Raw genomic sequence first — 23588 nt, 5'->3', positions numbered from 1 at the left:
CATCGAAGGAGCAAGAATGCGAGCAGTGATGATGTACGCGCCCGGCGACGTTCGGGTTGATGAAGTCGCCAAGCCGACGATCGAGGCGCCGACCGACGCCGTCATTCGCGTGACCGCGACCTGCGTGTGTGGCTCTGACCTTTGGCCGTACCGCGGCGCGCAGCCGGTGAATGGGCCGTCGCCGATGGGCCACGAGTACATCGGCGTGGTCGAGCAGGTCGGTGACGAGGTGCGGGAGGTCGCGGTCGGAGACTTCGTCGTCGGCTCGTTTGTCGCATCCGACAACACCTGCGAGATCTGCGAGGCGGGGTTCCAGTCGCGCTGTATCCACCAGGTGATGATGGGCGGCATCGGCACCCAGGCCGAGTTCGCGCGCATCCCGCTCGCCGACGGCACGCTCGTGAAGGTGCCCGGCGAGCCGACCGAGGCGCAGCTGCGCAGCCTGCTCGCGGCGTCGGATGTGCTTGGGACAGGTTGGTACGCGGCCGTCGCGGCCGAGGCGGGTCCGGGCAAGACCGTCGCCGTCGTCGGCGACGGCGCGGTCGGCCTGCTCGGTGTGCTCGCGGCGAAGCAGCTTGGCGCCGAGCGCATCATCGCGATGTCGCGCCACGCCGACCGGCAGGCGCTCGCGCGTCAATTCGGCGCGACCGACATCGTCGAGGAGCGCGGCGAGGCCGGCGTCGCGAAGGTGAAGGAGCTCACCGGCGGCTACGGCGCGCACGCGACGATCGAAGCCGTGGGCACGCAAGAGTCGATGCAGCAGGCGATTCACGCGACGCGCGCCGGTGGCCGCGTCGGTTTCGTCGGGGTGTCGCACGATGTGCAGCTTGAGGGCCAGGAGCTCTTCTTCGCATCGGTCGGTCTGCTTGGCGGCCCCGCGCCGGTGCGCCGATTCCTGCCCGACCTCATCGACCGCATCATGCGCGATGAGATCGACCCCGGTGTGGTGTTTGACCTCACGCTGCCGCTCGAGGAGGCGGCCGAGGCCTACCGTGCGATGGACGAGCGCCGCGCGACCAAAGTCATGCTGACGTTGTAGGTCATCGCGGGAACTTTCCTGCACTGACGTTCCTCTAACCCTCAGCAGTGCGTGACCTGCCGCCTCGTTTGTCGTGGCGGCAGGTCCGTTTCGAGGTGATGGAGGCAGAAAATTGGATATCGCGGAGCTGCACGAATGGCTCGGGATCAGCTTGCCGGTGTCGTCGCGCACCGACGAATCGCACCGGTATCAGGACACGCTCGCCGGCGTCCTGCTGGCGATCGGTTCGCGGAGCTTTCGCGCGACCGCGACGCTGACGGAGTCGGGCACCAAGCGGTTCGACTCGGTCGTGTTCTCGGCGACCTTCGCGACGAACGACTTTCTCGTCTTTGCCGACCGCGACCTCACCATCGACGCGCCATCGCTCATTGAGATCGTGCGTTGGGGTGCGGTCGAATCGATCGGACTGAACAGCCACGTCGGCGCCCGCGGCGGCGTCGCCAGTTCGGTGACGCTGCACTTCTCGGGCAACCGCTCGTCCCGCCACATTGAGCGCTCGACGATTCGCTCGGGCGAGGGGTTCAACGAGCTCGTTGGGTTCATGCTCGACCGGTTGCGGTAGGGCGCTGGGCGGGCGCGGATGCTCGCACAACGAGCTCCGGCTCGAAGATCTTCACCGTCGGACGCGTGTCGCCCTCGATCTGTCGAAGAAGCAGTTGCACGGCCTCGTGTCCGAGCGTGGCGATGGGCTGGCGAACTGTCGTGAGAGGGACGAGGGCGCCTTCTGCGTACTCAATGTCGTCGTAGCCGACAACAGCAATGTCCTCTGGGACACGAAGGTGTGCGTCCGTGACGATTGCGTGGACGACCCCCATCGCCACCTGGTCGGTCGCGGCGAAGACACCATCGGGCCGACTCGCAGCATCCATTGCACAAAGTTCGCGTCCGAGGAGTAGTCCGCCTTCGAATGTGAGCGCAGTCGCTCGCAGATCAATGCTTGTCGCCCCCGCTGCCTGAATCGCGCTTTCCGCTCCGGTCATACGCTCCACAATCTGAGGAAAATCGACGGGTCCCTGCACGAGGCCGATGCGTGTGCAACCGGATTGTGTGAGATGGGCTGCGGCGAGCTCACCGCCACGGACGTGGTCGACGGCAACCGAAGGGAATCGGCCCTGGGGATCGACGTAGTCGATGAGCGTAACGGGGAGCCCGCGACCGACAACCTCCGCGAGCTGGTCGAGGTCACGGCTGACAGGGGCAACGAGCAGGCCCCTCATCCGTTGGGCTTCGAACAATACGATCCGTTTGGACTGGCGGGCCGGGTCCTGTCCGCTATTACCTAGCAACACTGCGTATCCGTGGCGCTCCGCCTCGTTCTCTACGGACCGGTCGAGCTCGGCGTAGTAGGGGCTTGTCGCATCGATCACGACCATCCCGAAGACGTTGCTGGAGCCCAGGCGGAGTTGACGAGCCGCGTCGTTGCGGATGAATCCAAGCTCGGCAATCGCGGCGTTCACGCGTTCGAGCGTGCTCGCAGCCAATCGTTCGGGATGGTTCACCGCATTCGAGACGGTGCTGAGAGCGACGCCCGCACGCGCGGCGACGTCTCTGACCGTCACGGAAGCCCGTCCGGCGCTCTCACCCGTCTCGGACCCGGAGAATGACCCTCCTCGATCTCGGGTTGGAGTCCCACCTGTCACAGAGGTCATGCGGTCCAGAATGCCTCGGATGTCAGCCATCCGGCAATTCGGCGCACGGAACGGGCACCCGCGTCGTCGACCTGGCGCTCCAGGTGGCCGTGCATGGCACCGGGCTCTACCTGATACGCGAAGGAAACGCCGTCCTCCGTAAGCTGGCCCGCAAACAGCTCGGCGGACATGCGAAGTAGATCGAGCTCCGAGACGATGAGGTGGACTGGAGGGAGTCCTGCGAGCGAGCCGTTGGCGGGGAAAGCATAGGGATGTGTGTCGGCGGCATCGCCTTGCGCGTAGGACGTGAATGCACGGACCGCCTCGTTGTCGTAGACCCACTCGGGCGGCACGCCCTCCATCCGAGCCGCAAGCTCAGGCGTGGGGTCGGGGAGCCCGGCGTGGAGGACGGGATAGAGGAGCGTCAACGTGCGAGGCACAGCTTGTCCCTCGTCGCGGAGTCGTTTTGCGACGCCCGCGACCAAACAGCCTCCGGCACTGGCACCGCCCAGATGCCACGGGCTCCCATTGCCGAGGGCGCTCACTGCATAGAGCCAGCCGGCCTGGACGTCATCGCAGAGGTCGAGGATGTGTGTGCGCGCGTTCGCATAGCGGTAGTCGAGTGCGAGCACCTCGATACCGATGTCCGCCAACCGTCGCGCCGTCGTGTCGGACTCCGCCATGTCGAGATCGCCCAAGACGAAGGCTCCGCCGTGCACCCAGACAAAGCGGGCGGCGGGAGCGCCTGTCACGGTGTAGTGGCGTGCGGGCAGGTCCCCGCTTGCGGTGGGGATCCGAAGATCCGCCACCGCAGCCAGACGCCCATGAAGGGAGACCGCGCTCATACGCCGCTCTTCGCCGCGGGGATGCGGGCAGCATTCTCCGTGGCACTCTGGACGCTGCCGTAGCGCTCGCGTTCTATGTCGTCGAGCGAGCGACCCTGCGTGTTCGGGGCAAAGATTGCGCCGACGAGGAGAGAAGCGATGAGTACTGCGATGAGAATCGCGCCGACGCCAGACAGCCCGGTCGTCGTGAGAAGTACAGGGAACACCAGGCTGATGGGCGAGAGCAGGCCGCGCACGAGGAATGTCAGAACTCCCTGTGCCGTGGCCCGGTAGCGCGTGGCAAAAAGCTCGCTCGCCCAGACTGCGAAGAAGGCCTGCGCGCCAAGACCTGACGAGACGCCCCAGAGCACTGCGAAGGAGAGGAGAGACACTGGGCCGGCGGGTCCGTAAACGAGTACAACCCATCCGACGACGCCGAGCGCAGCTCCGACGATGAAGAGAAGCCTGCGGCTCACACGGTCTCCCAACCACATGAAGATCAGTGTGGCCACGCAGGTCCATCCCCAGAGGAAGACTTGGAGCCAGAACTGCTGGGTCGGGTCGGTGAGCCCGCTGGCCTCATAGATACGCGGCATGAAGATGCCTGCCTGACCCGCCGCAGTGCCCCACAGCAGGTAGAGCGCGAACAAGAAGACTAGAGGGCCGAGGTTGATCCGGTTCGCAAGAAGCTGTGCGATCGACGAGCCGAACGACGGCGGTTTGGTTCCTGTCTCGTCTTTCCAGATGGATGACTCCGGCAGTCCCTGGCGCACCCACCATGCGACGGCAGCGACAGCGAAGAGAACGAGGAAGACGATACGGCCGCCGAGCAACCCGAGCGGTGACAACACTGCGGCGAGGGCGAAGCCGACGAACGGTCCAAGCGACCAGAACAGTTGCGCGGTGCCGACCCTCCGTGCGCGCGTGTCGGCTGGCGCCTCCTCCGAGATATACGTCCACGACGTCGGAATACCAGCACCGACCGCGATGCCAGTAATGACAACTGCGATGAGCAACATCGTGAAGTTCACTGAGAAGGCCGCGAGGAGTACACCGAGCATGTACAGGAGCAGGTCGTAGGTGTAGATGAACTTCCGGCCGAGGCGGTCGGCCAACATGCCGCCTAGGATTGCGCCGACCGCGCCACCGCCAGCGTTCGCGCTAATCGCGGCGAGCAGGCCGACGCCGAGGTCGCTGATTCCGAACTCGGTCTGAAAGAAGCCAAGGGTTGTCGCAAGGGCGATGATCGACCCTGCTTCGATGTAGTTCGACATGGAGACGGCGACAGTAGCGCGCCATCCAGTTGTGCTCTTGCTTCCGAATCTTGCCATGCGCGTTCTCTCCTTTGAGTGGCTGGCAGCACGTCTTCGTGCTTGTAACGTTGCAATGAGGCTAACAGTGCGTTTGTAACGTTGCAATAGTTGACCGCGAAACATGCTGGTGTTGACTGATTCCGAGGATGTCGACTGCTGCGGATATGGTGCGAACCATGCGCAAACTCGTTGTTCTCGCTCTGTTCGCGTCGCTCGCGCTGGCCGGCTGCTCGACCGGCCAACCGGATGCGGCTGAGCGGCTAGGCGCCCGGCACGCGGCGTCGCTGCTGACGCCCGAGGAGCGCATCGCGGCCACCGAGGCTTGCATGATGCTCTGGGTTGAGCCAGCGCAGCCGATGTTTTACGACTACGAAGGCGGTGCCGAGGGTCGCTTCGGGGAACTCTACGATGTCGAAGAGGTACGGGTATATCCCGATCCCGGCCATACGTACGTCTACTTTCCCCAAAACCCGGACGTGGGCGATCCGGTCGGCACGTATCAGTGCACCTGGGACGGCGAAGTTGCGACGGTGGGGTGGTGACCGCACTCCACGAGAGGTGAAACCCTGGCTACATAGCCGCTGAGGTGGAGAGGAAAACGAGTGCGCCAATACTCGTGCCGGTGCGCACCAGGTTCCAACGGTTCCAGCGGCGTTCAAATCGCTGACGAGCAGTGCTGGAATCCTTTGCCGATTGGACGGACTCCCGGTCAAGTCGTCGATTGAGCGGTACATTGGCCGCCACCGTGATCCCGAACGTGAGCACTGAACAGCTCGCGCCCGCGAGCAGCGCACACACCGACACATCGCTACTCTCCAGTGGGTGGAGCGCAACGCTGGCGATGGTCAGTGCTGGTGCGGCAAAGAAGATGAGAAGGAACCATCCGTTTGGGATCGCCCTGTTGATCGCTTGGAACGCCAATACAAAGGTGACGTCATCGACCGCGCGGAGCCCCGGCGTGACGGCACAGGCGAACGCAAGGAACAGCCCCGCCATGATGCCGTTGGTGATAATTGCTGCCGTTAGCGAGATGAGCTGGGGCATGAGTCGTGACCTCTCATGCTCCGATTCACTGCGAAATGGTGGCCGCTAGGCCCGTGGTCACGTGAATGCTCCGGTCGCCGCGAGGCGCGAGCGATCCACGTTCGTCCGCGCGGTGCAGCTCGGCGAGAGATCCTGCGATATGAGGGCGGAACCCCGCGTCAATGAACGCTTCCACCCAAGCCTCTTCGGGGATGACGGCTACATGTATTTCACGCCCAAGCGCGGCGCCGAGCCTCTGCGCGACCGCGCGCTCCGAGTAGGCCGGGCCGATGAGATCCACCGATTCACTGGAAGCAGGCCGGGACAGCAATGCCTGTGCGGCGATCTCTCGGATATCTCGGGTGGCGACCATCGGAATCGTGATATCGGCCGAGGTCGCGCACACGGGATAAACCCCGCCTGCACGCGCACTCTCGAGAACGTCGCCGACCTTCTCCAGGACGTGTCCCGAACGAAGGGCCACCAAAATGACACCGGACGCAAGGAGCGCTCGCTCCAAGAGATACAAACCGGTAATCGGTCCGGTTCCCTCGGCCAAGTCTGCTCCTCCCGAGGAGAGCATCACAACATGCGGCACCTGCTGCTCGGTCACCGCGCCGACAATCGAAGTAACCAGCGCATCCGCGTGGGCACCAAGATCCTCAACCGTCAGGTCGAACGGCAAGAGTGTGAAGAACCCCATGGAAGATTCCGTCAGCTTCCACGTCGTCACGACGGGCTCGTGCTGGTTGCGGCTACCTGAGGTCGAGCCGATCGAACTGCGAGCCGGTGACCTCGCGCTCGTTCCGCACGGTCGGGGACATGACCTGCTCAGCGAGCCCGCGGCTGTGCGCGGACCACGCGTGGATCTGCTGCCTCAGAAGTATCTCAGCGAGAAGTACTCGATTCTTCGGCACGGAGGCCCCGGGCGCACGACTCAACTGATCTGCGGCATCGTGTCTCTTGACGACCCCGCTGCGCGTGAGCTGATGAGAACTCTCCCAAGCGTTCTGTTTGTTGACGGAGGCACCTTATCGGCGGCATCCGCCAGTCGAGATACCCTGCGCCTCATGGCGGGGGAACTCGCCCAACCCCAGCCCGGCGGAGAAGCGATAGCAACGCGCCTCGCCGACATCCTCGTCGTCCAAGCGATCCGAATGTGGCTCGATACCGATCCACGTGCAAGGACGGGATGGCTTCGCGCACTCCAACATGAGCGGATTGGTCGAGTCCTGGAAGCGATTCACGACGACGCCGGGGGTGAATGGCATCTCAACCGCATGGTGAGCCTCGCCACCATGTCGCGATCGTCGTTTAGCGCGCGCTTCACCGAGCTCGTTGGCGAAGCCCCGATGGGCTACCTCACACGCTGGCGAATGAGCATTGCCCAGTCCAGGCTCCTCGAAGAAGACATCACCGTTGCCAAGCTTGCCCTCGAATTGGGCTACCAATCCGAAGCGGCCTTCAACCGCGCCTTCACTCGCCTCGTCGGGAAGACACCCGGATCGATCCGGCGGGCTCGGCACGCGCCGCCGCCTTCGCCCACCCAATCAGCTCGAGTGTGAAAATCGCCCGGCAGAGAGATCGAACCCCTACAGGACTACTCTGCGGGGAGGCTCGGCAAACTCCGTCTCAGTGGAGAGGACACCGACATCGGTGAGCCTTAGGAATAGTTCGATTTGTCCTTCGGCCTTGCTGCGTAGACGAAGCGGCCCGCCGCGAGGGGCGGGCCGCTGAGTCGAGGTTTCAAACTGGTATTGAGGCCGGTTTGAGCGACGACGTTGTGGTGGGCCCAGCGGGGCTCGAACCCGCGACCCATGGATTAAAAGTCCACTGCTCTGCCAACTGAGCTATAGGCCCGCCCGCAAGTCTAACGGCTACGCGCGCGCCGAACCGCCATCGGTGAGGTCGTCGTTCGACGCGGCGTCGGTCGTGTCTGGCTCGTCGGCCCCCGCGCGATCCTGATCGACCTGCGCATCCGTCAGTTCGGATGCGTCTGACGCGGCCCGCGCATCCGGCTCGTCGTTGAGGTCGAGCAGCTCGTCCATGCCGCCGTCGGCCTCGAGCGGTGGGCCGAGGCGACGCTTGCGCGACGGCCAGAGGCCTCGCTCGCCGCGGCGCCACCAGTTGTAGAGGGTCACGGCGGTGAAGACGGCGGCCATGGTCGCGGGGAGCATGCCCCACAGGGTCGGGAACTCGCCGAAGGTCGTCTCGAGGCGCACCCAGCCGAGCACGACGAGCCAGAGCTGGCATAGCAGCGAGAAGATCGCCCAGAGCGCGATGTTCGTGGCGGGCAGCGCGCGGGGACGCGTCGCGCGCACGACGAGCAGCAGCGCGAGAATCAGGCTGGATGCGGTCGGCACGACGCCCCAGAGCACGTTGCCGAAGGCGGAGAGTCCGGTTTGGCTCGCCCAGTCGCCGAAGCCGAGGCCCAGGCCGAGCAGCTGCCAGCCGTTGAGGGTGTCGGTGTCATTGCGGATCGGGTAGGCGGTGAGCCACCACGGCAGGAACATCGAGATGACGATGAGCGCGGCACAAATCCACGCCGACCAGCGCTTCTCCGGCGTTCCCGGCTGCACGCGCTGACTCGTCGAGTCGCTCAGCGTCGCCTGGTCGTCGACGGATGCGGCGGGTTCCGGCAAGGCGGATGCGGGGGAGGAAGGACGAAGTGCCATGGCCACAAGAATACTTGCGGGGCGCATCCGCCGAGCCGAACGAGGTTCGCCGAGCGCGCACCCCCTCGCATCCCCGCACGGAACGCGAGAGAATTGGTGGCGTTGCCCGGCGCTCGTCGGGCCGGAGGGAGTTGCTGTGGAACGCTTTCATCGACCGGTGCGGATGCCCATCGAGGCGTTTGACGTGTTCGAGGGCGCTCCCGACCCCGCTGCCGTGAAGCGTGTCGCGCACGACACCGCGCACGCGCTGCTCAACCGCGTGCACGAGAGCGAAGATCCCGAGGTGGTCGAACGCACCGTGCGCTACGCGAACCACAACGGCCTCGACGACCTCGTGCAATTGTGGGCGCCGGCCGCGGCCCAGAGCCTGCCCGGCTCGCTGTGGCGGCTCTACCTCGTGCACGCCGCCGTGACGCAAGATGCCGCGAACGCGAGCTACCTCTACCGCCGTGGCGCCGAGGTCGACGTGTCGATCAACCACGTCGTCGCCGGCGCGGTCGAGCCCACCGGGCCGGCCGAACTGCAGTCGCTCATCGAGACGATCCTGCGTGGCGCGTTCACGGGCGACTTCGCGGATGCCCTCGACCGCGCCGCCGCCTTCTGCGCCGTCATGTCGCAGGGAGCCGCCGCAGTCGCCGAGTCGGACGAACACACGAACCCGAGCCGAGCATCCGCCGCGCTGCGCCGAGGCGCGCGCTACCTCGACTTCGCGCGCGACCTCGCGACAAGCGCGAAACTCTGGCGCGTCGGCGCCCTCGACTAGCGGCACGGATGCGCGCGGGCTCGGGTGGGCCCGCGTGGCGCCTGCTGGATGTTCGGGCCGCGTCGGCGCGAGCGCAACGCGACGCGCCCGCATGCTCGCGAGGGGCGAACACGCCTTGCGCGCTCCTGCTCGGGTCGTAGAATTGACGACGCCGGGCCGCAGTAACCCCGGGCTCCAATTTCTGCCGCTTCGAGCGGCCTTCCGCCGAGAGGCGTTCTGCGGTCCGGCACTTTTCGTCTCTGGTGGCGGCTAGCTACGCCCGCCCGCCGCAAAGTGTCACCGTTGTCCCACTTTTTCGCTCAGAAGTGGGATGTTGGGGACACTGTGTCGCGGCATCGACTGGGTGCCTGGCTGGTTTGGTGGGCCTCGCCGCAGGGTGTCCCTGAAGTCCCACTTTTTCGCTCTGAAGCGGGATGTGGCGGACACTCTTGGACCGCCTCCGGCACCTGTGGATAGCCACACCACAAGCAGGGTCGCGAGCGGTAGCTTGCCCGCGTGACTTCCCCAGACATCCCGCATCAGCTCATCCACGCACCCTTGAGTGTCGCGGCCGGCAAAGCCGCGGGCATGACGCGGGCGCAGCTTCGACGGCGAGGCCTCTCGACGCCTCGCCGTGGCGTCCGCGTGGCCAAGGCGACCACGAACGACCTGCTTGCCGACCTACGGGCCTACGCCGCGCGCATCCCTGCGGGTGCTGCGTTCTGCGGCGAGAGTGCCGCGCGAATCTACGGACTGCCGCATCCCGATAGTCCGAAACCCAGGCCCACGTCACAGATTCCTGCCACCCCGGCGCAACCGGCACTACCGCAAGCCGTCGACGAATCACCGCAGCAAATTTACGTTGCTGCCGCGCGCGGCCGCTCGAAGCCGCGGGGCGTTGGAATCGTCGGCCGCAGACTCAGCAAGCCGATGTTTCAGGTCCGCACGTTTCGACGGCTCCCGGTCCTGCAGCCCGTCGAGACATTCCTCAGTTGCTGCGGCAGCCTCACGGTTGAGGATGCCGTCGTGATGCTCGACGCGTTGCTGACGAATAAGTCTCACTACCCGGGCCTCAGATTGAATCAGCGGCCCGCAGCCACGATGAAGACACTCGAGGTGCGGCTGCAAGAAGTGGGCTCGATCCCCGGAATCGGCATTGCGAGACAGGCCCTCGCCTTAGCGCGCCGTCGCGTAGCGTCGCCGATGGAGACACGGCTTCGGCTCCTGCTCGTGCGATCCGGACTTCCCGAGCCCGAGGTGAACGGCATCGTGAAATCGCCCGCGGGGGACTGGTCGGCCGAGATCGATCTGCTCTATCGCGAGGCAATGATCGCCGTCGAGTACGAGGGCGATGTTCACCGCACCGACGAGAAGACCTTTCGGCGCGACCTCGAGCGAGAACGGCGGCTGCGGGCGCTGGGCTACGAGTACGTCCGCGTCACAGTGACCGCCATGGGCGAAGACGGTACCCTCATCGCCGACCTGCGAGCGGTCTTGACACGGCGCACGAACCCGCCCGCCGCATCCGGCGCACCGTCTGCGCACTAGCGAGCCCTCCGAGACTGCGACTTAGTGTCGCCGATGTCCCATTTCTGGCGGAAAAGTGGGACTTTGGGGACACCGTGCTGCGGCACCAGCTCGTGCTCGAGGGACCGGGACTCGGCGGAGCGAACTACGGATGCGCGGGCCAGGCGGGATGCGCGAGGCCGGGGGAGCGGACCCGCGCAGGGGGCGCCCCGTGGAAACGAAGCGGGCGCCCCACCGGAAGTGGGGCGCCCGCCAAAGCACAGGATGCGCGGCTTAGCCGAAGCGGCCGGTCACGTAGTCCTGGGTCTGGTTGTTGCTCGGGTTCTCGAAGATCGTGCGAGTGTCGTCGAACTCGATGAGCTTGCCGGGCTTACCGGTGCCCGCGATGTTGAAGAATCCGGTCTTGTCGCTGACGCGAGTGGCCTGCTGCATGTTGTGGGTCACGATGACGATCGTGTAGTCGGTCTTGAGCTCGTGAATGAGGTCTTCAATCGCGAGCGTCGAGATCGGGTCGAGGGCCGAGCAGGGCTCGTCCATCAGCAGCACATCGGGCTTCACCGCGATGGCGCGGGCGATGCACAGACGCTGCTGCTGACCACCCGAGAGGCCGCCACCGGGAGCGTCGAGGCGGTCCTTGACCTCTTCCCAGAGGTTGGCGCCGCGCAGCGACTTCTCGACGAGCTCGGCTGCCTCGTTGCCGCCGATGCGGCGGTTGTTGAGGCGCACACCGGCGAGCACGTTTTCACGAATCGACATCGTGGGGAACGGGTTGGCGCGCTGGAACACCATGCCAACCTGGCGGCGAACGTTCACCGGGTCAACGCCGGTGCCGTAGAGGTCGTCGCCGTCGAGGAGCACCTCGCCGTCAACCCACGCCTTGGGGATGACCTCGTGCATGCGGTTGAGGGTGCGCAGCACGGTTGACTTGCCGCAGCCCGACGGGCCGATGAAGGCAGTGACGCTCTTCGGCTCGATGGTCATGTTGACACCCTCGACAGCCTTGAACTTGTCGTAGTAGATGTCCAGGTCTTTGATTTCAATACGCTTCGACACTGTGAAAGATCCTTTGTTTCGAAGATAAGCCCGCGACCTAGCGGTCCTTCTTGGGCGAGAAGTAGTAGCTGATGATGCGGCCGATGATGTTCAGCACGACGACGATGAGCAGCAGCGCGAGCGCGCCGGCCCACGAGAGCATCTCGGCCTCGTCACCGGTGAACTTCCACTGCTGGTACACGAGGGTCGGCAGCGTCGACATGGCGCCCTGGAACGGGTTCAGGTTCATGTTGATCGTCATGCCGGCGGCGACCATCAGCGGCGCGGTCTCACCGATCACGCGGGCAATGGCAAGCAGCACACCGGTGACGAGACCACCGAGGCAGGTCGGGAGCACAACCTTGACGATGGTGCGCCACTTCGTCACACCGAGGGCGTAGGACGCTTCGCGGAGGTCCATCGGCACGAGGCGAATCATCTCTTCGGCCGAACGCACGACGGTCGGGATCATGAGCACCATGAGCGCGATCGAACCAACGAAACCGCTCTTGATCGTGGTGATGTCACCGCCGGCCATCTGCGTGAACATCATGAACAGCGCGAAGGCGAACAGACCGGCAACGATCGACGGAATACCCGTCATCACGTCGACGAAGAAGTTGAGCAGCTTGCTCAGCCAGTTACCGCGGCCGTACTCGACGAGGTAGATCGCCGTGAAGATGCCGATCGGCACCGACATGAGCGTCGTGAGACCGGTGATCCAGAGCGTACCGATGATTGAGTTGAGCGCACCGCGCTGGCCGGGCACCGATGCATCGCGCGTCCAGAAGTTCGGCTCAAATAGGCCAGGCAGACCGTTCACCACGAGGGTGAAGATGAGCGACAGCAGCGGAATCATCGCGATGATGAACGCAACGGTGAGCAGCCCCGTAATGAAGCGATTCGTCGCCTGACGCGGGCCCTCGACCTGGCGTGAGATGAAGTACACCCCGAGCAGGTAGAGCAGGCCGCCGAGCGCGAGCCAGCCACCCCAGTTGAAGTTGAGGGTGAGCTTGCCGGTCTGCTCGGTGAAGATGAAGAACGGGTCGCCGCTCATGAGCCAGAGCAGGCCGAAGATCACGGTCGAGATGACGAGCGCGCCAACGGCGATCATGGCGACCTGCGCGCCGGTGAGGTGACCGGCGGTGAGGGCGTTCTTGACGCGTGCCTTCGTCGGGGCCGCGGGAGTAGTCGTGGTAGTAGACATGAACTCTTCCTCTCTACTTCTTCACGTTGCGGCTGATGATCCAGCGGCCGATCGAGTTCACGAGCAGGGTGATCGCGAACAGCACGAGACCGCCGGCGATGAGCGTCGACGAGTTCTGACCGTGCGCTTCGGGGAAGTTGAGGGCGATGGATGCGGCGATGGTCGTGGGGTTCTCGGAGGTGAGCAGGTGGAACGACACCGCGCCGGTCGCCGAGAGCACCATCGTGATGGCCATCGTTTCGCCGAGCGCTCGACCGAGGGCGAGGATCGCCGAGGCGAACATACCCGAGGATGCGTAGGGGAAGACCGCCTGGCGCACCATCTCCCAGCGCGTGGCGCCGAGGGCGAGCGAGGCCTCCTCGTGCAGGCGCGGGGTCTGCAGGAAGATCTCGCGGCTCAGCGAGGTCATGATCGGGAGGATCATGATCGCGAGCACGATCGCCGCGGTGAGCATGTTCTTGCCGGTCGGGGTGGGGTTACCGGCAAACAGCGGGAACCAGCCGAGGTACTCGCCGAGCCAGGTGTAGAGCGGGCCCGCGATCGGGGCGAACACGAGGATGCCCCAGAGACCGAAGATGACCGAGGGGATCGCCGCGAGCATGTCGATGACGAAGCCGAGCACACCGGTGAACTTGCGGCTCGCGAAGTGGCTGATGAACAGCGCGACGGCGACGCCGACGGGGAAGGCCATGATCATCGCGAGCAGCGAGGCCCAGATGGTGCCGAAGACGAGCGGGCCGATGTAGCCGAGGAAGCCGCCGTTCTGGCGGAGCGAGTCGGCGGAGTCTTCGGTGACCGGGGTCGTGAGGGCGGGCAGGCCCTGAATGAGCAGGAAGAAGAACACGGCGGCGAGAATCGCCAGGATGAGCGCGCCGGAGGTAGTGGAAATGGTCTCGAAGACGGTGTCGCCGACGCGTCGAACCGCTTTAACTCGGCTCGGGGGCGTCGGAGTCGCCGTGTCAGTGGTGGTCATCTGACGTGCCTTCCTCGATGAAACGTGGGGGAGAGGTAAGTCTCAAGGTGTCGGGATGTTCTACGCAGTAGGTGCCCGGGGCCGGCATAATGCACGGCACCGGGCACCTTACTTCAGCGCGTAGAACGCAGCAGGAGAACTACTGGATCGAGTCGATCGCGGTCTGCGCGGCGGTGCGGATCTCGTCCGAGATCGGGGCGTTGCCGGCAACCGAAGCAGCGGCGTCCTGCGCCTCAGCGGTGATCACGTAGTTGAAGTACGCCTTCACGAGCTCACCCTTGGCGTCGTCCTGGTAGTCGGCGCAGCCGATGAGGTACGACACGAGGACGATCGGGTAGGCACCGTCAACGCCGGTGTAGTCGAGCGCGTAGGCGAGGTCGGTCTCAGAGCGACCCTCCTCGAGCGACGAGCCAGCGACGACCTGCGCGGCAGCCTCGGGGCTGTACGGCACGAAGTCCGAGCCCGACTGAATCGACGCGGTCTGGAGGTCGGTCGCCGCCGAAGCGTCGAGGTAACCGATGGTGCCCTCACCAGCGGCAACGGCCTCAGCAACACCAGCGGTCTGGTTCGCGGCCTCGCCACCGAGGTCGGCGGGGAAGTCGTCTTCGTCGCCGTAGGTCCAGGCGTCGGGAGCGGCCTCGGTGAGGTACGCGGTGAAGTTGCCGGTGGTGCCCGAGGTGTCGGCGCGGTGCACGGCGGTGATGGTCGTGTCGGGGAGCTCGACACCCTCGTTGAGCGCGGCGATTGCAGCGTCGTTCCAGGTGGTGATCTCGCCGGCGTAGATCTTCGCGATGGTCTCGGCGTCAAGGTTGAGGCCGTCGACACCCGGGAGGTTGTACGCAACCGCGATCGGCGAGATGTAGGCGGGGAACTCGACGAGGTCGCTGCCATCGGCGCAGAGCGGGAACTCGCTCGACTCGATCTCTTCGAGGTCGTAGGGGCGGTCCGAACCGATGAAGTCCGACGAGCCGGCGACGAAGTTCTCGCGGCCGGTGCCCGAGCCGGTGGCCTCGTAGTTGACGGTCACGCCCGACTCGACGCCCTGGAAGCCAGGAACCCAGGCGTTAAGCTCGGCCTGCTCCTGCGAGCTCGCGCCGGTGGCGTTGAGCTGGCCCGAGAGCGAACCACCCGACGCAGCGGTCGAGTCAGCGCCGCCGGTCGAATCGGTACCTGCGTCGCCGCCAGCGCAGCCGGCAAGAGCGAGCGCGGCAATTGCGGTCATGGCGACCGATGCGCCAACACGCGAAAGCTTCATTGAGTTTCCTCCATAAGAAACGTATGTGGTTTCGAACCAGTTCGGGTTCGTGAACCGAAGCTATGCGTGGGCGGTGACATGCTTGCAGCGGAAACATGAACGCACGGTGAACGATCCCTGATGGCCGCGCGAAATGAATGCAATCTGTCATTGATGCGTACGCAACGTGAATCGGCGCTGATCACGGCGCGAATTTCGCGCGGGTAGGGATACTCTCCCCACCCTAGGCGTGCTAGATGCGCGGGCCCTGAGTTTCGACCGCGACGAGGCCGCGCTCGGTGCCCTCGGCGGGCACATGCAGCAGCGTGAACTCGGCGGTCGAGAGCATCGCGTAGCGCGACAGCGGCGCCGGCTCGTTGCCGCAGGCGCGCGCGACGGAGCGCACGATGTCGGGCATCACCGGTGAGTGGCTGCAGATGACGACGGTGCTCGGCTCGGCGAGCGCTGAGAGCACGACTTCGTCGACATCGCCATCGCCGGGGCCTGCCGACTGCGAGATCGCCCGCTCGCTTGACAGCACGAGGCCGAGCGAACCCGCGACCGGGCTCACGGTCGTGAGGCAGCGCACTGCCGAGGACGACACGATGCGCTTCGGCCCGTAGGCCTCGAGGATGCCCGCGACCTGCTCCGCCTGCTCCTGGCCGCGCGCGGTGAGCGGCCGCGACTCATCGTTGCCGGGCCACGACAGCGGCGGCACGGCCTGCGCGTGCCGCAGCGCGATCACCGCGAAGGTGCGTGCGGTGCCCGCCTCGATGCGTTCGCGCAGCACCTCGAGCAGCTCTTTGTCACGCGCGTAGGTGAGGTGCTTGCCGGCCTTCTTCAGGCCCATCCACTCGAGCTTGTCGACCTCGTCATTCGGCACGAACTGATTGCGTGCGAACTCCTCGGCCGAGACCTCGGCGGCCCAGTAGTGGACTTCCTTCGGCCGGCCACTCGGCAGGGTGTACTCGATCGAGCCGAGGGGCGCATCCAGCGTCACCCGAAAGCCGGTCTCTTCGCGGATCTCACGCACCGCCGTCTCGGGCAGCGTTTCGCCCGGGTCGACCTTGCCCTTGGGGAACGAGTAGTCGCCGTGGCGATCGCGGTGAATCACGAGCACCCGCGGCTTCTCACCATCCATGCGCCAAAGAATGGCGCCGGAGGCATAGACGGTGTCGTCACGAAGTGCGGTGGTCATCGCGGAGGTGCTCCAGAGGGTCGATCAGGATGCGCGGGCTCGGCCGCGCGGGGGTGCTTCCGAATGCTAACGCAGGGCGTGGCGCATCGGTCGCGCCTGGATGCGACGCATCAGCTCGTCGTGGAGCTCGGGCAGCCGGCGACCGTTCTCGTCGACGCTGCGGCGCACCCACTCGCCGCTCGCCTCGAGCGCCCAGGTCGCGTAGTCGTTCGACATGCCCATGTCGAAGAAGTCCTCGAGCTCCTTGACGTGGTGCGGGTCGGCGAGGCGCACGAGTGCTTCGATGCGACGGTCGAGGTTGCGGTGCATCATGTCGGCCGAGCCGATGTAGGTGTGCGTGTCGCCGCCGTTGTGGAACGTGAAGATGCGCGAGTGCTCGAGGTAGCGGCCGACGACCGAGCGCACGCGGATCGTCTCGCTGAGGCCGGGCACGCCGGGGCGGATGCCGCAGATGCCGCGCACGTAGATGTCGACCGGTACGCCCGCCTGCGCCGCGGCGTAGAGGGCGTCGATGATCTCCTCGTCGACCATCGAGTTCACCTTGATGCGGATGCGGCTTTCCTCACCGCGAAGCGCTGCCTGGCGCTCGCGCTCGATGAGGTCGAGCAGCCCCTTGCGCAGGTGCAGCGGTGCGACGAGCAGGCGCTTGAAGTCGCGCTCGATCGCGTAGCCCGAGAGCTGGTTGAACAGGCGGGTGACGTCGCCCGAGACCTCGGGGTCGCAGGTGAACAGGCCGAGGTCCTCGTAGATGCGCGAGGTCTTCGGGTTGTAGTTGCCCGTGCCGATGTGGTTGTAGGCACGCAGCTTGCCGTCTTCGCGGCGCAGCACCTGCAGCAGCTTGCAGTGGGTCTTCAGGCCGACGAGGCCGTAGACGACGTGCACGCCGGCCTTCTCGAGCTTGCGGGCCCAGACGATGTTGTTCTGCTCGTCGAAGCGCGCCTTAATCTCGACGAGCGCGAGCACCTGCTTGCCCGACTCGGCCGCCTTGATGAGCGCCGCGATGATCGGCGAGTCGCCCGAGGTGCGGTAGAGCGTCTGCTTGATGGCGAGCACATCCGGATCGGCTGCGGCCTGCTCGATGAACTCGACCACGCTGGTGGAGAACGACTCGTACGGGTGGTGCACGAGCACATCCCGCTCGGCAATCGCGCGGAACATGTCGGCCGACTCGTCGGAGTCGGAGGTGCGGAACGCGGGGTGCGTCACCGGCACGTGCGTCTCGAACTTGAGGTCGGGGCGGTTGATGCGGCCGAGCGCGAAGAGCGAGGTGAGGTCGAGCGGGCTCGGCAGCACCGTGACTGCGTCGTTGTCGACGTCGAGTTCGTCCTTGAGCAGGGCGAGGGTCTCGTCGTCCATGTCTTCCGACACCTCAAGGCGGATCGGCGGGCCGAAGCGGCGACGCAGCAGCTCCTTCTCGAGGGCCTGGAGGAGGTTCTCGGTTTCGTCTTCTTCGATCGTCACGTCTTCGTTGCGGGTGACGCGGAAGGCGTGGTGGTCGAGCACCTGCATGCCGGGGAAGAGCGCGTCGAGGTGCTGTGCGATGAGGTCTTCAAGCAGGATGTACCAGGTCTCGCCCTCGGGAGAGTCGAGGGGGAAGAGGCGCGGCAGCATGGGCGGCACCTTGAGCCGCGCGAATTCGGCCTTGCCCGCATCCGGGTTCTGCACGCGCACCGAGAGGTTGAGCGAGAGGCCCGAAATGTAGGGGAACGGGTGCGCGGGGTCGACCGCGAGCGGCATGAGCACGGGGAAGATCTCGGTGCCGAATATCTCGGTGAGCTTCGCCTGCTGCTCGGCGCTGAGGTCGTTCCAGGCGAGAATGTGGATGCCCTCGGCCGCGAGCTTCGGCCGGATCTCGTCGCGGAAGTGCTCGGCGTGGCGAATCTGGAGGTCGCGCGCGGAGGCGCGGATGGTCGCGAGCTCCTGGCGTGGGGGGACGCCCGCCGGGGTCGGCACGGCGAGGCCGGTGTCGATGCGGCGCTTCAGGCCCGCGACGCGCACCATGAACCACTCGTCGAGGTTCGAGGGGAAGATCGCCATAAAGTTCGTGCGCTCCAGCAGCGGCACGTTGGCGTCCTCGCCGAGCTCGAGCACGCGCTGGTTGAACGCGAGCCAGCTGGTCTCGCGGTCGATGTAGCGGTCGAGGCCGATCGTGTCGTTCGTCACGGGGGTTCCGGTGTCCATAAGACGCATCTTTCCTAGTGCCGGTAAACGGTGGGTAATGCAGTGGGCGAGCGCCCTGGGGTGGTTGTGGTGGCGTTGTGGTTCGCGGCCTGGCGGCTTGGTTGTGTGGGGCCTGGCGGCTTGCAAGCGCGCGGCTCGGTGGCGATGCGTTAGCGGTATTGCACGTCAAGCGAGCGCGGCGTGAAGCCGAGCTTGCGGTAGAGCTCGACGGCGCGCTCGTTGTCGCCGTCAACGTAGAGCACCGCGGTGTCGGCGCCCGTCTCGCGCAGGCGGGCGAGGCCGGCCTGCATGAGCGCCTTGCCGAAGCCGGTGCCCGCGGCCTCGGGCGCCACGCCGACGACGTAGATTTCGGCCTCGTCGTCGGTCACCTTGAGCCAGTTGTAGCCGAGCAGAATGCCGCCCGCGCCCTCGAGCACGAGGAAGTTGTCGGCCGAGAACCACGGCTGCGCGATGCGGTCGGCGAGGTCGTCGCGGGTGATCGAGCCCTGCTCGGGGTGGTCGTGGAAGACGCGAGCGTTGAGCTCGACCCAGGCCTGCGCATCCTTTTCTTCGTTGAAGGGGCGGATGTGCGCGCTTGGCGGCAGCTGTGCCGGCGCCGTGTCGTCTTCAGTGAGCGGGCGCTCGAGCACGTAGAGGCGGCGGGTGGCGGTGAGGCCGGACTTCTGCGCGAGCTGCTGGGCCTGCGGCAGGTCGCCGTGGGCCCAGAACACGCTCGGGCCAGCAGAGCGGATGCGGTCGACGAGTTCGCGGCCGAGGCCGAGTCCGCGGGCGGTCGGGGCGACGGCGAGCTCCGCTTCGATCGTGCCGTCGTCGAGGGTGTGGGTGAGCGCGAGGGCGTCGATGTCGCCGCTGTCGCCGCGGATGACGCGCGCCTCGCGGTCGGCCGGGCTGAGCAGGGTCGCCTCGTTAAACGGGGCGACTCCATCGGCCGTGGTGATGAGGGTGCTGAACTCCTCGAATTCGGGGCCCAGATCTGCTGCGGTGAGGTGAGGTGAGGCCATTGCTTCACTGTAGTGGGCGTCGGTGACGCGTGTGGGTGAGCTTGCGTAGACTGTGGCGCATGTCCGATGCACCCACGCCGCGCGCGGCCGATGAGCGACCCGAATCGCGGGCGTCGCGCTTTCGCATCGTGGTCGTATGGGCGGTCGCCGTGGTCGCGGCGGTGCTCGTGGGGGTGCTCGCGTCACCGGAGCGGCAGCTGACCTGGGTGCCCATCGCGATGCTGTTGCTGCTGTTCTTCACCGCGATTATGCAGCTCATCGAGGGCAAGCCCGAGGGCTTCATCCACCGCTTCGCGCTGAGCCTCACCGGCGCGGGCGTCGTCATGGCGATCGCCTCGCTCGTCTTCGTGCTCATGGGCGCGAGCGCGACGGTCCTGAACCCGTAACGCAGGGCGTCGAGGCCGCGCGGGCTGCCGGCCGGGGCATCCGCGGATTGCTGTGCCCGGGCATCCGTTAGTTGCTGCATCGATGCGTCCGACCGCTTCTGAACCACCGGACCTTGGCGTCACAGCAACCAACGAGCGCACCCGACCGAAACGGTCGCGATGCGGTTTTCTAGGATCGACGCGGTTGTAAGCGCATCATTTCTAGAAAACCGCGTCACGGATGCGCGGGTCGGGATGCGCAGTCGCGCCCAGCAAGGGCCGCGCTCCGCGCGCGCTACCCCTACGCCAGCGGCCGGAGGGCCGCCGCGACGCGGTGCTCGATTGATTCCGGGCCGATGCCGAGCGCCTGCATGTCACGCAGGAACGCGACGGTCAGCGCCAACGCGCGCGCCTCGTCGGCCGCGCTGAGCTCGCGCTCCGCGATGTGGGTGCCGTTGCGGCCCGCGGTCACGACGTGCCCGTCGACCTCGAGCTCGCGGTACGCGCGCGCCACCGTGTTCGCGGCCAAGCCGATCTCACTCGCGAGCGCGCGCACCGACGGGAGGCGGTCGCCTGGCGCGAGCCGTCCGTCCGCAATCGCCGCGACCACCTGCATCCGCAGCTGTTCGTACGGCGGCGCGGCGGACGACTCGTCGATTCCTTCGAAGGCGATCGTCATCGAAGCGGCCCGCCCGCTACTTCTTGACCGGCGGCTCGCCGAGTTCGATGTCGCGCACGTCGAGCACCGCGCCCTCCGCGAACGCGGCATCATCGGCCGCGCCCTCGGTGAACGAGAACGACTCGATGCGACCCACCGCGGCGATGTCGCCCGCGGCGCCCTCGAGCAGCGACAGCACGCTTGCGCCCTCACCGCCCGGCTTCGTCACGAACGTCGCCTGCAGCATTGGCGTCTTCTGCGAGACCTTCGCCGCGGTCTTCGCCCCGCGAATCGAGGTCAGCGCGGCCGACGCGAGGTCGAGCATCCGCGGGTCGCCGTCGCCGGCCGCCGCGAGCTCCTCGACCGTCGGCCATGCGGCCTGGTGCACCGAACCCTCGTTCGACCACGACCACACCTCTTCGGTTGCGAACGGGATGAACGGGGCGAGCAGGCGCAGCAGCACGTCGACCGCGCGGCGCATCGCGGCCACGGCCGAGCGCTGGCCCTCGGGGGTCGCGCCACCGTAGGCGCGCTCCTTCGCGAGCTCGAGGTAGTCGTCGCAGAACGACCAGAAGAACGACTCGGTCACCTCGAGGGCGCGCGCGTGGTTGAACGCGTCGAACGCGACGGTCGCCTGGGCGACCACGTCGCGCAGCTGCGCGAGCATCGCCTGGTCGAGCGGGTTCGTCACGTCGGCCTCACCGGCGTCGCCGGCCTCGTAGCCGAGCACAAGCTTCGCGGCGTTGAGCACCTTGATCGCGAGGCGGCGGCCGATCTTGATCTGCGTCGGGCGCTGCGGGTCGAAGGCCGCGTCGGTGCCGAGGCGGCTCGACGCCGCCCAGTAGCGCACCGCATCCGAGCCGTGCTCGTCGAGCAGGCCCTTCGGCGTCACCACATTGCCCTTCGACTTCGACATCTTCTTGCGGTCGGGGTCGACGATGAAGCCGCTGATGGTCGCGTTGTCCCACGGCAGGCGGTCGTCCTCGAGCAGTGAGCGCAGCAGCGTCGAGAACAGCCAGGTGCGGATGATGTCTTGGCCCTGCGGGCGCACCGAGAACGGCGCGACGAGGTTCCAGAGCTCGTCGTCGCGCATCCAGCCGCCGGCGAGCTGCGGCGTGAGCGACGAGGTCATCCACGTGTCCATCACGTCGAGCTCGCCCTCGAAACCACCGGCCTGGCCGCGCTGCGACGCGTCGAACCCGGCCGGCGCATCCGACGACGGGTCGACCGGCAGCTGCTCGGGCGCGGGTACGATCGGCTGGTCGTACTGCGTCACGCCGTCGGCGTCGATCGGGTACCAGACGGGAATCGGCACGCCGAAGTAGCGCTGGCGCGAGATGAGCCAGTCGCCCGAGAGGCCCTCGACCCAGTTGAGGTAGCGGACGCGCATGAACTCGGGCCAGAACTCGAGCTGCTCGCCGAACTGCAGCAGCTTCGCGCGCAGCTCCTCGTCGTTCGCACCGTTCTTCACGTACCACTGGCGCGTCGAGACGATCTCGAGGGGCTTGTCGCCCTTCTCGAAGAACTTCACGGGGTGCGAGATCTTGTTCGGCTCGCCGATGAGTTCGCCCGACGCGGTGAGCGCCTCGACGACGGCCTGCTTCGCGCTGAACACGGTCTTGCCAGCCATCGCGGCGTAGACCTTACGGCCACGCTCGCTCGTGATCGCCTCGGGAGCGTCGGCAATGATGCGGCCGTCTTCGCCAAGGATCGATCGGTTCGGCAGGCGCAGCTCGCGCCACCAGATGACGTCGGTGACGTCACCGAAAGTACAGATCATCGCGATGCCCGAACCCTTGTCGGGCTGCGCGAGCGGATGCGCGAGCACCGGCACCTCGACGTCGAACAGCGGCGTGCGCACCGTGCTGCCGAACAGCGGCTGGTACCGCTCGTCGTCGGGATGCGCGACGAGCGCCACGCACGCGGGCAGCAGTTCGGGGCGGGTCGTCTCGATGAACACGTCGCCGTCGGCACCGTGGAACGCGAGGCGGTGGTAGGCGCCCGGCTGCTCGCGGTCCTCAAGCTCGGCCTGCGCGACGGCGGTGCGGAACGTGATGTCCCAGAGCGTCGGCGCCATGTCCTGGTACGCCTCGCCGCGCTCGATGTTGCGCACGAACGCGAGCTGCGAAACGCGGCGCGCGTCGTCGTCGATGGTGCGGTAGGTCTGGGTCCAGTCGACCGAGAGGCCGAGCTGGCGCCAGAGCTCTTCGAAGGCACGCTCGTCTTCTTCCGAAAGCTTCAGGCAGAGCTCGATGAAGTTCTGGCGCGAGATCGGCTGCTGGTCGGCGGCCTTGATGCTCTTGCCGTCGCCACCCTCGTGCGGCGGCACGAAGCCCTCGACGTACGGCAGCGACGGGTCGCAGCGCACGCCGTAGTAGTTCTGCACGCGACGCTCGGTCGGCAGACCGTTGTCGTCCCAACCCATCGGGTAGAACACGCGCTTGCCCTGCATGCGCTGGTAGCGAGCCACCACATCCGTGTGCGTGTACGAGAACACGTGGCCGATGTGCAGCGAACCGGATGCGGTGGGCGGGGGAGTGTCGACCGAGTAGACCTGCTCGCGGGTCGCGCCGTCGCGTCGGAACGCGTAGGTGCCCTGTGCATTCCAGGCGTCACCCCACTTCTGCTCGAGACCTTCGAGGGCGGGGCGGTCCGGGATGTTCGCGGGCGTGGCCGTCATTCGTGCTCCGATCACTATGGGCGGCACCGAGTCTGGGGTGCCTGCTGTAGGTGCGCCCAAGTCTACCGGCGCGGCGCCGCGCTTGGGCCCGACGCGGACTAGGCTCAAGTCAAAGCGCAACGATGCGCGCGCATCCTTTCTGTCAGGAGCTCTCATGTCCGATCCACGCACCCTCCGCACCCGGAGTGCTTTGCAACGTGCGGTCGTTGAGCTCGCGTCGGCACAGGACCCGAGTTCGGTCACCGTCGCGTCGCTCACGCAGGCCGCAGGCATTAACCGTGCCACCTT

General features: G+C 66.4%; 22 protein-coding genes, 1 tRNA gene and 1 pseudogene. 8 read left to right on the top strand and 16 right to left on the bottom strand.

Annotation, left to right across the window (positions count from 1 at the left end; all coding sequences use genetic code 11):
• Positions 1-16 precede the first annotated feature (16 nt).
• Complete coding sequence (locus M3M28_RS09315) at positions 17-1039, top strand: zinc-dependent alcohol dehydrogenase family protein (RefSeq protein WP_193128148.1); 1023 nt, start codon at positions 17-19, stop codon at positions 1037-1039.
• A 112-nt stretch (positions 1040-1151) separates the two neighbouring features.
• Positions 1152-1601: a hypothetical protein gene (locus M3M28_RS09310; protein ID WP_249386197.1), complete on the top strand. Its 450-nt coding sequence runs from the start codon at positions 1152-1154 to the stop codon at positions 1599-1601.
• Here the strand turns inward: M3M28_RS09310 and M3M28_RS09305 are convergent.
• The 3 genes from M3M28_RS09305 to M3M28_RS09295 all read right to left on the bottom strand — a co-directional run bounded on the left by M3M28_RS09305 (position 1579) and on the right by M3M28_RS09295 (position 4765).
• Positions 1579-2598, bottom strand: coding sequence for a LacI family DNA-binding transcriptional regulator (locus M3M28_RS09305; RefSeq protein WP_249386196.1), 1020 nt, complete (start codon positions 2596-2598; stop codon positions 1579-1581). The two genes, M3M28_RS09310 and M3M28_RS09305, sit on opposite strands and share 23 nt — an antisense overlap.
• Before the next feature lie 86 nt (positions 2599-2684).
• Complete coding sequence (locus M3M28_RS09300) at positions 2685-3512, bottom strand: alpha/beta hydrolase fold domain-containing protein (RefSeq protein WP_249386195.1); 828 nt, start codon at positions 3510-3512, stop codon at positions 2685-2687.
• On the bottom strand, positions 3509-4765 hold the full coding sequence (locus tag M3M28_RS09295; protein WP_249386194.1) for an MFS transporter: 1257 nt from the start codon (positions 4763-4765) through the stop codon (positions 3509-3511). Before M3M28_RS09295 ends, M3M28_RS09300 begins: the two co-directional genes overlap by 4 nt.
• Positions 4766-4980: 215 nt before the next feature.
• Between M3M28_RS09295 and M3M28_RS09290 the strand changes: the two genes are divergently transcribed.
• On the top strand, positions 4981-5346 hold the full coding sequence (locus M3M28_RS09290) for a hypothetical protein (RefSeq protein ID WP_249386193.1): 366 nt from the start codon (positions 4981-4983) through the stop codon (positions 5344-5346).
• A gap of 28 nt (positions 5347-5374) precedes the next feature.
• On the opposite strand, the gene M3M28_RS09285 is transcribed toward M3M28_RS09290, so the two are convergent.
• Positions 5375-5848: an anthrone oxygenase family protein gene (locus tag M3M28_RS09285; protein WP_249386192.1), complete on the bottom strand. Its 474-nt coding sequence runs from the start codon at positions 5846-5848 to the stop codon at positions 5375-5377.
• A gap of 25 nt (positions 5849-5873) precedes the next feature.
• Positions 5874-6530, bottom strand: coding sequence for a Rossmann-fold NAD(P)-binding domain-containing protein (locus tag M3M28_RS09280; RefSeq protein ID WP_249386191.1), 657 nt, complete (start codon positions 6528-6530; stop codon positions 5874-5876).
• On the opposite strand from M3M28_RS09280, the gene M3M28_RS09275 reads away from it, so the two are divergent.
• On the top strand, positions 6529-7392 hold the full coding sequence (locus M3M28_RS09275; protein WP_249386190.1) for an AraC family transcriptional regulator: 864 nt from the start codon (positions 6529-6531) through the stop codon (positions 7390-7392). The two genes, M3M28_RS09280 and M3M28_RS09275, sit on opposite strands and share 2 nt — an antisense overlap.
• A 219-nt stretch (positions 7393-7611) precedes the next feature.
• On the opposite strand, the gene M3M28_RS09270 is transcribed toward M3M28_RS09275, so the two are convergent.
• Both M3M28_RS09270 and M3M28_RS09265 read right to left on the bottom strand, forming a co-directional pair.
• Positions 7612-7687 (bottom strand) — tRNA-Lys (locus M3M28_RS09270).
• 17 nt (positions 7688-7704) lie between these two features.
• Entirely contained in the window at positions 7705-8502 is a 798-nt protein-coding gene (locus tag M3M28_RS09265; protein WP_249386189.1) for a hypothetical protein, read from the bottom strand.
• A gap of 136 nt (positions 8503-8638) precedes the next feature.
• On the opposite strand from M3M28_RS09265, the gene M3M28_RS09260 reads away from it, so the two are divergent.
• Both M3M28_RS09260 and M3M28_RS09255 read left to right on the top strand, forming a co-directional pair.
• On the top strand, positions 8639-9265 hold the full coding sequence (locus M3M28_RS09260) for a DNA-directed RNA polymerase subunit beta (RefSeq protein ID WP_249386188.1): 627 nt from the start codon (positions 8639-8641) through the stop codon (positions 9263-9265).
• Positions 9266-9760: 495 nt separating this feature from the next.
• The gene (locus tag M3M28_RS09255) at positions 9761-10792 is read left to right on the top strand and encodes a hypothetical protein (RefSeq protein WP_249386187.1); all 1032 of its coding nucleotides are present in this window, start codon (positions 9761-9763) and stop codon (positions 10790-10792) included.
• Positions 10793-11044: 252 nt separating this feature from the next.
• Here the strand turns inward: M3M28_RS09255 and pstB are convergent, their stop codons facing one another.
• The 7 genes from pstB to mshD all read right to left on the bottom strand — a co-directional run bounded on the left by pstB (position 11045) and on the right by mshD (position 19597).
• Entirely contained in the window at positions 11045-11824 is a 780-nt protein-coding gene (pstB, locus tag M3M28_RS09250; protein WP_249386186.1) for a phosphate ABC transporter ATP-binding protein PstB, read from the bottom strand.
• A gap of 37 nt (positions 11825-11861) precedes the next feature.
• Complete coding sequence (gene pstA / locus M3M28_RS09245) at positions 11862-13010, bottom strand: phosphate ABC transporter permease PstA (protein ID WP_249386185.1); 1149 nt, start codon at positions 13008-13010, stop codon at positions 11862-11864.
• 13 nt (positions 13011-13023) lie between these two features.
• A complete protein-coding gene (gene pstC / locus M3M28_RS09240) occupies positions 13024-13983 on the bottom strand; it encodes a phosphate ABC transporter permease subunit PstC (RefSeq protein ID WP_249386184.1) in 960 nt (319 codons plus the stop codon).
• 139 nt (positions 13984-14122) lie between these two features.
• Positions 14123-15238 carry a phosphate ABC transporter substrate-binding protein PstS gene (pstS, locus tag M3M28_RS09235; protein ID WP_249386183.1) on the bottom strand — a complete coding sequence of 372 codons (1116 nt, stop codon included), beginning with the start codon at positions 15236-15238 and terminating at the stop codon, positions 14123-14125.
• 232 nt (positions 15239-15470) lie between these two features.
• Positions 15471-16415: an NUDIX hydrolase gene (locus M3M28_RS09230; RefSeq protein WP_249386182.1), complete on the bottom strand. Its 945-nt coding sequence runs from the start codon at positions 16413-16415 to the stop codon at positions 15471-15473.
• A 66-nt stretch (positions 16416-16481) separates the two neighbouring features.
• Complete coding sequence (locus M3M28_RS09225) at positions 16482-18596, bottom strand: RNA degradosome polyphosphate kinase (protein ID WP_249386181.1); 2115 nt, start codon at positions 18594-18596, stop codon at positions 16482-16484.
• 149 nt (positions 18597-18745) lie between these two features.
• Positions 18746-19597 carry a mycothiol synthase gene (mshD, locus tag M3M28_RS09220; protein WP_249386180.1) on the bottom strand — a complete coding sequence of 284 codons (852 nt, stop codon included), beginning with the start codon at positions 19595-19597 and terminating at the stop codon, positions 18746-18748.
• Positions 19598-19656: 59 nt separating this feature from the next.
• Between mshD and M3M28_RS09215 the strand changes: the two genes are divergently transcribed.
• Positions 19657-19983: a hypothetical protein gene (locus tag M3M28_RS09215; protein ID WP_249386179.1), complete on the top strand. Its 327-nt coding sequence runs from the start codon at positions 19657-19659 to the stop codon at positions 19981-19983.
• Positions 19984-20263: 280 nt separating this feature from the next.
• Here the strand turns inward: M3M28_RS09215 and M3M28_RS09210 are convergent, their stop codons facing one another.
• The gene (locus tag M3M28_RS09210) at positions 20264-20641 is read right to left on the bottom strand and encodes a GntR family transcriptional regulator (RefSeq protein WP_249386178.1); all 378 of its coding nucleotides are present in this window, start codon (positions 20639-20641) and stop codon (positions 20264-20266) included.
• 16 nt (positions 20642-20657) lie between these two features.
• A complete protein-coding gene (gene valS, locus M3M28_RS09205) occupies positions 20658-23300 on the bottom strand; it encodes a valine--tRNA ligase (protein ID WP_249386177.1) in 2643 nt (880 codons plus the stop codon).
• On the opposite strand from valS, the pseudogene M3M28_RS12805 reads away from it, so the two are divergent.
• Positions 23278-23571 (top strand): annotated as a pseudogene (locus M3M28_RS12805) (hypothetical protein); the annotation flags it as partial. The gene valS and the pseudogene M3M28_RS12805 overlap by 23 nt on opposite strands.
• Between the last annotated feature and the right edge of the window lie 17 nt (positions 23572-23588).

This window comes from Gulosibacter sediminis, assembly GCF_023370115.1.
Taxonomy (GTDB): domain Bacteria; phylum Actinomycetota; class Actinomycetes; order Actinomycetales; family Microbacteriaceae; genus Gulosibacter; species Gulosibacter sediminis_A.
The sequence above is the reverse complement of the archived record's forward strand: the minus strand, read 5'-3'. Positions and strand labels throughout refer to the sequence as shown.